This window comes from Dactylosporangium sp. CA-092794 (assembly GCF_050948465.1).
In the GTDB taxonomy this organism is placed as follows: Bacteria; Actinomycetota; Actinomycetes; order Mycobacteriales; family Micromonosporaceae; genus Dactylosporangium.
On sequence record NZ_CP192044.1, the window covers coordinates 11,854,359 to 11,866,248 of the forward strand.

An 11,890-nucleotide genomic window follows, 5' to 3' on the forward strand; every position below is an offset into this window, starting at 1 on the left:
GGCATCCCGTCGGTCTGTGAGCGTCTATGTGAGCCCGGCGAGGCGCTTCGCCCGGGCGAGAATCTCGTCCAGCATTCCTGGCGTGAGCCGACCGGTAAAGGTGTTCTGCTGGCTCACGTGGTAACAACCGAGCAACGCGGGGGCGCCGTCGGCCTGCCACAGGGCGCCGTGACCGAACGGAACCTTCCGCGCCGGTGCTACACCGTAGACGGCGCGGACCGCGGGCCAGAAGGCGGCCCACGCGAACGCGCCCAGGGCGACGACGACCCGCAGGTCAGGCGCGAGCGCGCGCAGCTCGCGGTGCAGGAACGGCGCGCACGTGTCGCGCTCCTGCGGCGTGGGCTTGTTGTCCGGCGGTGCGCAGCGGACGGCGGCGAAGATCCGCGTCGCGGTCAGCTCGAGCCCGTCGTCGCGGGCGGTGCTGGTCGGCTGGTTGGCCAGGCCAGCGCGGTGCAGGGCGGCGAAGAGGACGTCGCCGGAGCGGTCGCCGGTGAAGATCCGGCCGGTGCGGTTGCCGCCGTGCGCGGCCGGGGCGAGCCCGAGGATGGCGATGGGCGCCCGGTGCGGGCCGAAGCCGGGCACCGGGCGCCCCCAGTACTCCTCGTCGCGGAACGCCGCCCGCCGGGTGGCCGCCACCTGCTCGCGCCACGCCACCAGGCGGGGGCAGCGGCGGCACTCGGTGATCTCGGCGTCGAGCCGGTCGAGGGCGTCTCCCACCCACCGAACGTTAGTGGGACGGCGAGGGTGTCGGCGAAACGGACACCGACGGCGACCCGCTCGCCGACGGCGACACCGGCGGCGAGACGGTGGCCGACGCGGTCTGCGGGCCGCGCGCATACGGCGCCACGGTGCACCGCGGGTAGACCTCGGTCCGCGGGTAGACCTCGGTCTGCACGTACACGCCGCGGGAGCACGCATACGGGTCGCCGATCACGATCGGGTTGCCGTTCTGGTCGTAGAGCGTGATGCCGGTGAGGGCCTGGCCGTTGGCGTCCACCGGGTAGACGTCGACGACGCCGGAGTAGGGGTCGTAGGAGTAGCCGGCGCTGCCGCCCTGCCCCTGCACGTCGAGGGCGGTCAGGATGGTCAGTCCGCCGAAGACGGCGACCGCGGCGACGACGAACCCGACCCATCGCGGCAGCCGGGGCCGGCCGGTCGCGCCGAGCCGCACCGACACCACCACGGCAGCGGCGCACACCAGCCAGCCCAGCGGGTCGTCGAAGCGGTCCCGGGGCAGGATGTCGAAGGCGAACAGCAGCGCCGCCAGGCAGATCGCCCGGGCGATCCACCACGCCGGGCGGAGCAGCCGCAGGAAGTCGGTCAGCCGCTCGAAGCCGAGCACCCCGCCCACCCGGGCGTCGGCCCGGCCGAGCAGGTGCCGGACCCGGGCCAGCCGGGCGTCGAGGCGCGGACGGCCCGTCGGCCCGGGCTGCGCGCCGAGGCCGGCCGCGGCGCGCAGCTCGGCGGCGTAGGCGGCGGGCGGGCCGAGCCGCTCGATCAGCGAGCCGCCCTGCTCCTCCAGGACCTCGGCGAAGTGCGCCGGCAGGTCCTCGAGGAGGTCGTCGCGCACCTCCGGCGGCAGGTCGGCCAGCGCCTCGGCCACCCGCTCGAGGTAGTAGTCGATCTCCAGGCTGCTGCTCGGCGCGGTCATGCGGTCTCCCCGATGAGCTGGTCCATCGTCTGCGCGAAGCCGCGCCAGACCTTGCCCGACTCGGCGAGCTGGGCCCGGCCGGCGGCGTTGAGCGCGTAGTACTTGCGGTGCGGGCCGGACTCGCTCGGGACCACGTAGGTGGTCAGCGCGCCGCCCTGGAACAGCCGGCGCAGGGTGCCGTAGACCGAGGCGTCACCGACGTCGTCGAGGCCGGCCGAGCGCAGCCGGCGCAGGATGTCGTAGCCGTAGCCGTCCTCGTCCCGCAGGACGGCGAGCACGGCCAGGTCGAGCACCCCCTTGAGCAGCTGGGTGGTGTCCACGGCAAGCAGAGTAGTACGCAATGCACAGTAGTATCAAGCGCGGAACACCCGGACACGCAAAAGGCGGCCCGCCACGGCGGACCGCCTCGCGAAGAACCCGGGTTACTTGGCGTCGTTGAGGCAGAGGGCGTCACCGCTGCTGGTGTCGGTGCCCTGCCACAGCACGTACTTGCTGTCGGTGAACTCGTTGCAGACCTTGGTGTCGTTCGCCAGGGCGTCGGCCTGGGGCACGCCGTTCTTGATGCCCACGACCTTGTACTTCGCCGTCGCGTCGTCGCACTTGACGATCTTGACGCTGACGCTCTTGGAGGTCGTGTCCGTGATCGAGTCGCCGGCCAGGCAGTCGCCCACCTTGGCGTTGGACGGGTCGCTGTTGACGCTGTCGACGATGTCGTTCCACGTGCTCCGCGCGAACAGGAAGATGCCGCCGCAGCAGACGAGCGCCAGGACCAGGATGATGCCGAGGATGATCAGGATGATCCGGCCGGCGCTGCTCTTCTTCGGGGGCGGCGGCGGGGCGCCGAACGGGGCGCCCGGAGGGGCACCGTAGGGCGGCGGCTGGTCATACGGCGCGCCGGATGACGGCTGGCCGTAGGGAGCGCCGCTCGACGGGCCGTAGGGCGCGCCGGGCTGCTGGCCGTAGGGCGCGCCGGACGACGGCGGACCGTACGGGCCGCCGGAGGAGGGCGGGCCGTACTGAGGCTGGTCTCCGCCCGGTGGCGGGTAGCCCCCGCCACCGGGCGGGGGGTAGCTGCCGGGCGGCGGGTACTGATCAGACATGCGTTTCCTTCCGGGGTATGCGCAAAGATCACCCTAACGGGCAGAAAGTCGGTTCAGCCTGCAAAAGCCCGCTGGAGACGGCTCACGATAGCGGTAGAGCGCCAATGCGCGCAGCACCGTGCACGGCCGTATTACGGTGTGCGCCGTGACCGATCTCTTGAAACGGCTCGCCGCGGGCCCCGGCGTCTACCGCGGTCGCGGCGACGGGCTGGAGTCCGGCCCCTTCGTCGCCCGCATCAAGGTGACCTCCGTGGTGCGCGGCAACGCCATCACCCTGGACTACGAGGCGGTCAGCGACAGCAAGGGACTGCAGCACGTCGAGCACACGATCCTCACCGCGAGCGAGGCCGGCCGGCTGGAACTGCACGTCACGTGCCTCGAGCTGCCCGGTGTGACCCGATTCGTGCAGAGCGAGCCGGGAGTGTTCAACGCCTACGAGGGCGCCTTACCAGCCAAGATCATCATCACCATGCCGAGCGACGGCGTGCTCACCTACGGGTGGTGGTGGTCGCGCGACGACGCGGAGCCCCGGGAGCAGTCCCGGGCCGAGGTCCGCCGCACCGGTTAGCCGGGCTGAGCTGCGCTGGCACAAATCCGACAGCGATCGCTCAGATCAACGACAGGGCGATTCCGTCCAGGATGTCCGACTCGGAGGCAATGACCGAATCGGCGCCGGAGCGATCGACGATGATCCGCAGGATCAGCGCGCCCGCGCCGATGACGTCGGCGCGGCCCGGGTGCATGACGGGGCTCTCGAGGCGCTGCCGCGCGCTCTTGGCGAGCAGGTCGGCGGTGACCTTGGCCACGTCCTCGGCGGAGATCCGGGCCCGGTGGATGCGCGCCGGGTCGTACTCCGCGAGCCCGAGCGCCAGCGCCGCCACCGTCGTCACCGAGCCGGCCAGGCCGACCAGGGTGCGCGCCCGCGTGCCCGTCACCGCGGCAAGGCCGCGGTCGACGGCGGCGGTGATGCCGGCCTCGGCGGCCGCGATCTCCGCGGCGGTCGGCGGGTCGGTGTGCAGGTGCCGCTCGGTCATCCGCACGCAGCCGATGTCGACGCTGAGTGCGGCGTCGACCTCGGCCGTGCCCAGCACGAACTCGGTGGAGCCGCCGCCGATGTCCACGACCAGGAACGGCGGCTCGGCCGCCAGGCCGCCCACGGCGCCGGCGAAGGACAGCCGGGCCTCCTCGTCGCCGGTGATCACCTCTGGCTCGAAGCCGAGGGTGTCGAACACCATCGCGCGGAAGTCGGCGGCGTTCTCGGCGTCGCGGGAGGCGCTGGTGGCCACCATGCGGGCCGCATCGACGCCCGCCTTGGCGATGTCGGCGGCGTAATCGACGAGCGCGAGCCGGGTGCGCTCGATGGCGGCCGGGGCGAGCCGCCCGGTCCGGTCGACGCCCTCGCCGAGGCGAACGATCCGCATCTGCCGCGAAATATCCCGCAAACCCGACGAATCACCCTCCGCGATCAGCAGCCGCACGGAGTTGGTGCCACAGTCGATCGCCGCCACGCGCTTCACGGAGGAACTCACGGGGAGCAAGCCTACAAATGCAGCAGCATCCGGTGGTTGCCGAGGGTGTTGGGCTTGACCCGCTCCAGGTCGAGGAACTCCGCCACGCCCTCGTCGTAGGAGCGCAGGAGCTCCTCGTACACCTGATGGGTGACCGGCGTCCCGTCGATCGGCACGAACCCGAACGAGGCGAAGAAGCGGGTCTCGAAGGTGAGCACGAACACCCGCCGCACGCCGATCTGGCGGGCCTCGCCGAGCAGCTCAGCGACGATCCGGTGGCCGATCTTGTGCCCGCGCAGCAGCGGGTCGACGGCGACCGTGCGCACCTCGGCCAGGTCCTCCCACATGACGTGCAGGGCGCCGCAGCCGACGATCGCGCCGTCGCTGTCGCGCTGGGCCACCCAGAACTCCTGGACGGCCTCGTAGAGCGCCACGGTCGGCTTCGACAGCAGCCGGCGATCGGCGACGTACATCGCGACGAGCCGCCGAATCCCCCGCACGTCGGCGGTTCTCGCCCGCCGGACGGTTACCTCCATGGACGTAAGGGTAGTGGCGCGCGGGTGTGGCATCTGACGCGAGACCGGGTGCTGATGATCACCACCGTGGTGATGACGGTGATCGCCGGCACGATGACGGTGCTGTACTTCACCAAGGGCGACGGACCGCAACCGCTGCGGCCGGTGGCCACCTCCAGCGGCGATCCGCCCGGCGCGCGGCGCAGCGGCGGCCCGAGCGTGCCGGCCACGGCCGCCCCGGGCACGGTGAAGGCGGCCTACGCGGTGCGCAGCAAGTGGAAGAACGGCTTCAACGCCGAGGTCACCCTGACCAACCTGGGCAGCCAGCCGCTGACCGGCTGGACCGTGCGACTGGAGCTACCCAAGGGCGTCGACGTGACCTCGACCTGGGGCGCCAAGGCCGAGCAGGCGCCGGGCCGGCTCACGCTGAGCTCGCAGGCGTACAACACCTACCTGGAGGCGGGCGGCGCGCTCCGGATGGGCTTCGAGGCCAAGGGAGACGCCGCGCAGCCGACGAGTTGCTCCGTCAATGGCTCGCCCTGCTGAGCCATTGACGAACCCTTGAGGAGCCATTGACGGGTCGGAAAATTGACTGTCTCGCCGCGACGGGCGGACGCGACCCCGACTGAACAGAGTAAGTGGCGTACCTTGTCGTGGTGTTGACCCCACCGGCAGGGCTCGCGGAGGACGCGCTCGGGGCGTTACTCGCGCGGGAATGGGGCATTCCGGTCAAGTCGCTCGGCTACCGGCCCGTCGGGTTCGGCAGCCACCATTGGGAGCTTGTCGACACGGCCAGCTCACGGTGGTTCGTCACCGTCGATGAGCCGGCCGACCCGGCGAAGCTCGACGCGTCGCTGCGCGTGGCGGCCGACCTCCACGCCACCGGCCACAACTTCGTGGTGGCCCCGGTGCCCACCGTGACCGGCACGCCCTCGCTGCGCAGCGGCCCGTTCACGATCGCCGTCTACCCGTTCGTCGAGGGCGCGAGCTTCGACTGGAACGCGTTCGCCGGACCGGCCCACCGCCAGGCCACCCTGGACATGATCATCCGGCTGCACACCGCGCCGCCGGTCGCCCGCCGCCACGCGCGGGCCGACGACTTCGCCGTGCCCTACCGCGACGAGGTCGAGGCGGCGCTGCGCCGGCCGGGCACGGAGTGCGGGCCCTACGCGGTGCCCACCGCCGACCTGCTCGCCGAGCACCGCCGGCCGCTGGAGCGGGTGCTGGCCCGCTACGACGAGCTGGTGCTGGAGAGCCGCAACGAGCCGGTCCGGGCCGTGCTCACGCACGGCGAGCCGCACTCGGGCAACACCATGCGCACCCCGACCGGGTGGCGGCTCATCGACTGGGACACCGTGCTGCTCTCGCCGCCGGAGCGGGACCTGTGGCTGATCGAGCCCGGCGACGGCTCGATCTTCGCCGCCTACGCGGAGGCCACCGGCGTGCTGGTCCGGCCCTCGACGATCATGCTCTACCAGCTGCGCTGGGCGCTGGCGGACATCGCGGTGGAGGTGCGCCGCTTCCGCCGCCCGCACACCGGCACCCCCGACGACGCCGAGGGCTGGGACATCCTGCGCTCAGTCGTCACCAGCATCGAGTGAGACGCACGGGCCGGCCTGCCACCACTCACCGGCCAGCGCCCGGGTCTCGTCCCCGAAGGGATTGACGCCGGGGCCGACGGCCAGGGCGTGGCCGAGGTGGACGTGCAGGCACTTGACCCGGGTCGGCATGCCACCGGCGGACACCCCGGCGATCTCCTCGACGTGCCCGACCCGCTCCCGGCGGCGCAGGTAGTCCTCGTGCGCGCGCCGGTATTCGTCGGCCAGCTCGGGATCCGCGGCGAGCCGCGCGCCCATCTCGCGCATGAGGCCGGACGACTCCAGCCGGCTGCACTCGTGCACCGCCCGCGGGCAGGTCAGGTAGAACAGCGTCGGGAACGGCGTGCCGTCGGGCAGCCGCGGCGTGGTCTCCACCACGTCAGGCAGGCCGCACGGGCAGCGGTGGGCGACCGCTCGGGTGCCCCGCGGCGTGCGGCCGAGCTGGGCCGCGACCACCGCGAGATCCTCGCCCGTGGCCGGCTCGAAGTCGGTCACTGCTGGTCCGCCGCCTCGACGCTCGACCAGAGCTTGCTATACCACGGCCGGGGTGGCTTCGGCGCGCCGGGCAGGTCGGCGGGGTCGGTCTGCTCGGCGTTGGCCGGGTCGACCACGACGTAGGCCTTCTCACCGGGCAGCATCATGTGCAGCCGCTGCCGGGCCTGGGAGATGATGTACTCCGGGTCGTCGTACTTCTTGGCCTCGGCCTTCATGTCGGCGACCTTCTGCTCCTGCCGCTGCTGGCTGGCCTCCATCGCCTCGATCTCGGCCTGCTGGGCCAGATACACCCGCACCGGGTAGGCATAGGCGAGCAGCAGCGTGAGCAGCACGAAGCTCAGCAGGACGGCGCGGCTGGTGAACCGCTGCGGCTGGGGCGCCCGGGTGCGCAGCGCGGCCCCGCCGGCCGTGACGGCCCGCCGGGCCACCGGCCGCGCGGGCGCCCGCCCGGCCCCGCCGCGCGGGTTTGCCCGCTGGCTCCTCGGCGCCGCGCCGCGGGGGCTCATCCCCCGCCCACCGGGCCTGGTCCGCTGCTGCATGCCTCCCCCAGCTTCGCACCGTTGTCCGCGGCCCCCTGTGGCGCACGGGGGCCGCGGAATCATGAAACCGACTAACGGTAACGCGGGAAGGCGCCGCGGCCGGCGTAGCGCGCCGCGTCGTCGAGCTCGTCCTCGATGCGCAGCAGCTGGTTGTACTTCGCGACCCGGTCGGAGCGGGCCGGCGCGCCGGTCTTGATCTGGCCGCTGCCCACCGCGACGGCCAGGTCGGCGATCGTGGTGTCCTCGGTCTCACCCGAGCGGTGGCTCATCATCGTGCGGAAGCCGGCCCGGTGCGACAGCTCCACCGCGTCGAGCGTCTCGGTGAGCGTGCCGATCTGGTTCACCTTCACCAGCACCGCGTTGGCGGTCTGGGTGGCGATGCCCCGGGCGATGCGCTGCGGGTTGGTGACGAACAGGTCGTCGCCGACGATCTGGATGCGACCGCCGAGCGCGTCGGTCATCGACTTCCAGCCGTCCCAGTCCTCCTCCGACAGCGGGTCCTCGATCGACACGATCGGGTAGGCGTCCACCAGCGAGGTGTAGTAGGCGATCATCTCCTCGGACGACTTGCTGCCGCCCTCGAAGGTGTAGGCGCCGTCCTTGAAGAACTCGGTCGCCGCCACGTCGAGCGCGAGCACGACGTCGCTGCCCAGCGAGTAGCCGGCCTTCTCCACGGCCTCGGCGATCAGGTCGAGCGCCGCCGCGTTGGCCGGCAGGCTCGGGGCGAAGCCGCCCTCGTCGCCCAGGCCGGTGGCCAGGCCCTTCTTCTTCAGCACCGACTTGAGCGTGTGGTACACCTCGGCGCCGGTGCGCAGGGCCTCGCGGAAGGTCGGCGCGCCGATCGGGGCGATCATGAACTCCTGGACGTCCACGTTGGAGTCCGCGTGCGCGCCGCCGTTGAGGATGTTCATCATCGGCACCGGCAGCAGGTGCGCGTTGGGGCCGCCGACGTACTTGAACAGGCTCAGGCCGGTCGAGTCCGCGGCGGCCTTGGCCACCGCGAGGGACACGCCGAGGATGGCGTTGGCGCCCAGCTCGGACTTCTCCGGGGTGCCGTCGAGGTCGAGCATGGCCTGGTCGACCAGGCGCTGCTCGGTGGCGTCGAAGCCGCGCACGGCCTCGGCGATGCGCTCGTTGACGTTCTCGACGGCCTTCTCAACACCCTTGCCGAGGTAGCGCTTGCTGTCGCCGTCGCGCAGCTCGTTGGCCTCGAACGCGCCGGTGGAGGCGCCCGAGGGAACCGCCGCCCGGGCCAGGGTGCCGTCGTCGAGAACGACCTCGACCTCGACCGTCGGGTTGCCCCGCGAGTCGAGGATCTCCCGCGCGCCGATTGCTTCGATAGTGGCCACTGTCGTGTCACTCCCTGCAGAAAAAAAGTTGGTCGGCCGCCACGGTGCGGCACCCCAGAGCCTATCCCCCGGGCCGATCTTGCTCGCGGAAAGGGCATGCTATGTCAGAGTTCGAGCAGGGTGCGCAGGTGCCGCGGGGGCGGCGAGCCGTGCGCCAGCATGCGGTCGTGCCAGTCGCGGAGCGTGACGTTCGCCGGGCGTTCATCGGCGATCTGCCGTACCTCCGTGTAACCCACGAAGTAGGTGGACAGCTGCGTCGAGCTCAGCAGCGCGCGCCGCCACTTGCCGGCCGCCTCACCCTCCTCCTGGAAGCCGCGCTCCATCATCAGCGCCATCGCGTCGGCCTCGCTCAGCCCGTCGCAGTGCACCCGCTGGTCGATGATCGCGTTGATGCTCATCCGCAGCTGCATCTTGAGCTGCTGCAGGCGCACGGGCAGGCCGCCGAAGCCGCGCTCGGCCATGAGCTCCTCGGCGTAGACCGCCCAGCCCTCCACGAACGGCCCGGACCAGCCGATCGCCCGGGCCCGGGTCCGGCCGCGGAACCGCCGGGCGTGCGCGAGCTGCAGGAAGTGCCCGGGCGTCGCCTCGTGCATGGTGAGGTCGCGCAGCATGTGGCTGTTGTACTCGCGGTAGAACGACGCCACCCGCTCCGCCGTCCAGTCGGCCGGGGTGGGCGCGATGCAGAAGAAGGTGGGCAGCTCGGCCGGCTCCAGCAGGCCGGGCGGGTCGCAGTAGGCGACCGCGACGCCCCGGGCGAACTCGGGCATCTCCATGATCACCAGCGGGTCGTCGATCAGGGTGACGAGGTCGTGCTCGCGGACGAACCCGGTCGCCTCGTCCAGCGACACCTTCGCCAGCTCCACGATCGTGTCGTTGTCCGGCACGTCGGCGGCGGCCAGGGCCAGCGCCGCGCGGATCGTCTCGGTCGTCGGCGCCGCGCCGGTCAGCTCGGCGGCCGCCGCGCGCAGCTCGCCGGTGACCCGCTCCAGGTTGGCCTCCGCGCGCTCCAGCACGGCGGCGGCGCTGAGCTCGGTGTCCAGCGTGTGCCACAGCCGGGCCTCCCACAGCCGCCGGCCCAGCCGCGGGTCGCGCTCGGCCGACTCGAGGCGGCCCCGCAGCCACTCGGCGAAGGCGTCGAGCTCGGCGGCGGCCCGCTCCTGCGCCGGCGCCACCACCTCGGCCATGCCGGGCGCCTCCTTGAACAGCTCGCCGAGCTCCTCGCGGACCAGCCGCGCGGTGCCGGCGAACTGGCCGACGGCGGTCTCGACGTGCACCCGTGGCGCGTCGCCGAGCACCTCCCGGGCGGTGGCCAGCGCGTCGGGTACCGCCGAAAGCCGGGCGGCGATGGAGACCAGCCGCTCCTCGGCCGGTGCGAACGGCCGCGAGATGAGCCCGTGCAGCAGCCCGCCGGGGTTGTGCACGAGCGGGTTCCACTCGTGCTCGCGGATCTCCGTGCGCTCGAACAGCATCCGCTCCACCCGGGCCAGCAGCACGGCGTGGTCGACCTGGTCCTGCGGGTCGAGCTCGTCGACGTCGACCTGGCTCAGCGCGGCCGCGGCGTCGCGCAGCATGTCGACGTCGGCGGCAACCCCCTCGGCGGAGTAGTCCGGCAGCCGGTCGTCGAAACGGTGGTCGCCGGCGCTCGCGGCCAGCGCCGGCGCGCACTCCAGCAGCGCGTCGGCGACGTGCTCGGCAAGTGGAACGAAATCCTGGGACATCCCCCGACCGTATCGTTCACAGCAGCGCGGCGAGTGCCCGGACCGCGGTAGCGAGCTCGTGCGGGGTGTGCGCCGCATAGCCGAGCACCAGGCCGCCCGGCCCGCCCTCGCGCACGCGCAGCCCGGACAGGGCCAGCGGGCCCAGCCCGGCGGCGGCCGCGCGCTCGGCCAGGGCCCGGTCGTCCACCCCCGGCGGCAGCTCGACGACCAGGTGCAGGCCGGCCGCGATGCCGCTGACCCGGGCCCGGGGCAGGTGCCGGCGCACGGCGGCGACGACCGCGTCGCGGCGCTCGCGGTGCATCCGGCGGGCCCGGCGCAGGTGCCGGTCGTAGCCGCCGCCGGCCAGGAACTCGGCGAACGCGAGCTGCTGCAGGGCCGGGCCGCCGTTGTCGGCGTCGGACTTCGCCGCGCACAGGTCGGCCAGCCAGTCCGGCGGTGCGGCCAGCCACCCCAGGCGCAGCCCGGGCGCGAGCACCTTGCTCACCGAGCCCAGCAGCGCCACCCGGTCCGGGGCCAGGCCCTGCAGGCAGGCGACGGGGTCGCGGTCGTAGCGGTACTCCGCGTCGTAGTCGTCCTCGATGACCAGGCCGTCGACCCGGCGGGCCCAGGCGATCACCTCGGCCCGCCGGCGCGGCGCGAGCACCACCCCGGTCGGGAACTGGTGGGCCGGGGTGAGCAGCACCGCCCGGACCCGGGTGCGGCCCAGCACGGCGACGTCGACGCCGTCGGCGTCGACCGGCACCGGCACCACGTCCAGGCCGAGCCGCACCAGGTGGTCGCGCAGCGAGACCGGGCCCGGGTCCTCCAGCCCGATCCGCCGGGCGCCGCGGGCCAGCAGCACCCGGGCGAGCAGGGCCAGGCCCTGGGTCACCCCGGCGGTGACGATGAGCCCGTCCGGCGGCACCAGCGCGGCGCGCACCCGGCCGAGGTAGCCGGCCAGCTCGGCGCGCAGCCGGGGCACGCCGGTCGCGTCGCCGTAGTCGAAGTCGGCGTCCAGGGCGCTGGTCAGCGCGGTCTCATAGGCCCGCCGCCAGGCGGTGCGGGGGAAGGCGCCCAGGTCGGGCACGCCGGGGCGCAGCGGCGCGACCGCGGCCGGGCGGGGCGCGGCCGCGCCCCGCTGGCGGGGCACGGCGGTGACCACCTCGGCCACGACGGTGCCCGAGCCGCGCCGGCTGACCAGCCGGCCCTCGGCGGCGAGCTGCTCGTAGGCGCCGACCACCAGGCCGCGGGACACCCCGAGGTCGGCGGCCAGGTCGCGGGTCGAGGGCAGCCGGGTGCCGGGCGCGAGCCGGCCGCGCGTGATGGCCTCGCGCAGGGCGCCGACGAGCTGCTCACCGACCCGCGGGCGGGTGCGGTCGAGCTCGACCAGCGCCTCCCAAACCGACAAGTGGCCCTCCGAAAGCAGCATCCGGTGGCA

14 protein-coding genes are annotated in these 11,890 nt (G+C 73.2%); 3 read left to right on the plus strand and 11 right to left on the minus strand.

The features are described from left to right. Positions 1–24 precede the first annotated feature (24 nt). From ACQPXD_RS51355 to ACQPXD_RS51370, 4 genes are all read right to left on the minus strand, one after another. Positions 25–717: a uracil-DNA glycosylase gene (locus ACQPXD_RS51355; protein ID WP_432831695.1), complete on the minus strand. Its 693-nt coding sequence runs from the start codon at positions 715–717 to the stop codon at positions 25–27. A 10-nt stretch (positions 718–727) separates the two neighbouring features. Next, complete coding sequence (locus ACQPXD_RS51360; RefSeq protein ID WP_432831697.1) at positions 728–1,651, minus strand: HAAS signaling domain-containing protein; 924 nt, start codon at positions 1,649–1,651, stop codon at positions 728–730. Next, entirely contained in the window at positions 1,648–1,971 is a 324-nt protein-coding gene (locus ACQPXD_RS51365) for a PadR family transcriptional regulator (RefSeq protein ID WP_432831699.1), read from the minus strand. Before ACQPXD_RS51365 ends, ACQPXD_RS51360 begins: the two co-directional genes overlap by 4 nt. Positions 1,972–2,073: 102 nt before the next feature. After that, positions 2,074–2,751 (minus strand): LppU/SCO3897 family protein, encoded by a 678-nt coding sequence (locus tag ACQPXD_RS51370; protein ID WP_432831701.1) that lies wholly within the window; start codon positions 2,749–2,751, stop codon positions 2,074–2,076. A gap of 145 nt (positions 2,752–2,896) precedes the next feature. Here ACQPXD_RS51370 and ACQPXD_RS51375 point away from each other — a divergent pair, with 145 nt between their 5' ends. Continuing rightward, complete coding sequence (locus ACQPXD_RS51375; protein WP_344620144.1) at positions 2,897–3,319, plus strand: hypothetical protein; 423 nt, start codon at positions 2,897–2,899, stop codon at positions 3,317–3,319. A gap of 40 nt (positions 3,320–3,359) precedes the next feature. Here the strand turns inward: ACQPXD_RS51375 and ACQPXD_RS51380 are convergent, their stop codons facing one another. Continuing rightward, positions 3,360–4,259, minus strand: a complete 900-nt coding sequence (locus ACQPXD_RS51380; protein ID WP_432844268.1) for an exopolyphosphatase — start codon at positions 4,257–4,259, stop codon at positions 3,360–3,362. 32 nt (positions 4,260–4,291) lie between these two features. Further along, positions 4,292–4,795 carry an amino-acid N-acetyltransferase gene (locus ACQPXD_RS51385; RefSeq protein WP_432831703.1) on the minus strand — a complete coding sequence of 168 codons (504 nt, stop codon included), beginning with the start codon at positions 4,793–4,795 and terminating at the stop codon, positions 4,292–4,294. Between the two features lie 54 nt (positions 4,796–4,849). Here ACQPXD_RS51385 and ACQPXD_RS51390 point away from each other — a divergent pair, with 54 nt between their 5' ends. Both ACQPXD_RS51390 and ACQPXD_RS51395 read left to right on the plus strand, forming a co-directional pair. Then, complete coding sequence (locus tag ACQPXD_RS51390; RefSeq protein ID WP_432831705.1) at positions 4,850–5,320, plus strand: cellulose binding domain-containing protein; 471 nt, start codon at positions 4,850–4,852, stop codon at positions 5,318–5,320. Between the two features lie 110 nt (positions 5,321–5,430). Next, on the plus strand, positions 5,431–6,375 hold the full coding sequence (locus tag ACQPXD_RS51395) for a phosphotransferase (RefSeq protein WP_432831707.1): 945 nt from the start codon (positions 5,431–5,433) through the stop codon (positions 6,373–6,375). Here the strand turns inward: ACQPXD_RS51395 and ACQPXD_RS51400 are convergent. From ACQPXD_RS51400 to ACQPXD_RS51420, 5 genes are all read right to left on the minus strand, one after another. Further along, positions 6,352–6,867, minus strand: a complete 516-nt coding sequence (locus ACQPXD_RS51400; RefSeq protein WP_432831709.1) for a DUF501 domain-containing protein — start codon at positions 6,865–6,867, stop codon at positions 6,352–6,354. The two genes, ACQPXD_RS51395 and ACQPXD_RS51400, sit on opposite strands and share 24 nt — an antisense overlap. Continuing rightward, the gene (locus ACQPXD_RS51405; RefSeq protein ID WP_432831711.1) at positions 6,864–7,406 is read right to left on the minus strand and encodes a septum formation initiator family protein; all 543 of its coding nucleotides are present in this window, start codon (positions 7,404–7,406) and stop codon (positions 6,864–6,866) included. Before ACQPXD_RS51405 ends, ACQPXD_RS51400 begins: the two co-directional genes overlap by 4 nt. Before the next feature lie 71 nt (positions 7,407–7,477). Then, positions 7,478–8,755 (minus strand): phosphopyruvate hydratase, encoded by a 1,278-nt coding sequence (gene eno, locus ACQPXD_RS51410; RefSeq protein WP_432831712.1) that lies wholly within the window; start codon positions 8,753–8,755, stop codon positions 7,478–7,480. Between the two features lie 104 nt (positions 8,756–8,859). Next, the gene (locus ACQPXD_RS51415) at positions 8,860–10,473 is read right to left on the minus strand and encodes a DUF885 domain-containing protein (protein WP_432831714.1); all 1,614 of its coding nucleotides are present in this window, start codon (positions 10,471–10,473) and stop codon (positions 8,860–8,862) included. 16 nt (positions 10,474–10,489) lie between these two features. Then, the gene (locus ACQPXD_RS51420) at positions 10,490–11,881 is read right to left on the minus strand and encodes a PLP-dependent aminotransferase family protein (RefSeq protein WP_432831716.1); all 1,392 of its coding nucleotides are present in this window, start codon (positions 11,879–11,881) and stop codon (positions 10,490–10,492) included. Positions 11,882–11,890: the final 9 nt, after the last annotated feature.

Coding starts and splice junctions, on each gene's coding strand:
- ACQPXD_RS51385 (WP_432831703.1), bottom strand. CDS start 4,795: ATGGAGGTAACCGTCCGGCGGGCGAGAACCGCCGACGTGCGGGGGATT.
- ACQPXD_RS51390 (WP_432831705.1), top strand. CDS start 4,850: ATGATCACCACCGTGGTGATGACGGTGATCGCCGGCACGATGACGGTG.
- ACQPXD_RS51420 (WP_432831716.1), bottom strand. CDS start 11,881: ATGCTGCTTTCGGAGGGCCACTTGTCGGTTTGGGAGGCGCTGGTCGAG.
- ACQPXD_RS51405 (WP_432831711.1), bottom strand. CDS start 7,406: ATGCAGCAGCGGACCAGGCCCGGTGGGCGGGGGATGAGCCCCCGCGGC.
- ACQPXD_RS51415 (WP_432831714.1), bottom strand. CDS start 10,473: ATGTCCCAGGATTTCGTTCCACTTGCCGAGCACGTCGCCGACGCGCTG.
- ACQPXD_RS51360 (WP_432831697.1), bottom strand. CDS start 1,651: ATGACCGCGCCGAGCAGCAGCCTGGAGATCGACTACTACCTCGAGCGG.
- ACQPXD_RS51370 (WP_432831701.1), bottom strand. CDS start 2,751: ATGTCTGATCAGTACCCGCCGCCCGGCAGCTACCCCCCGCCCGGTGGC.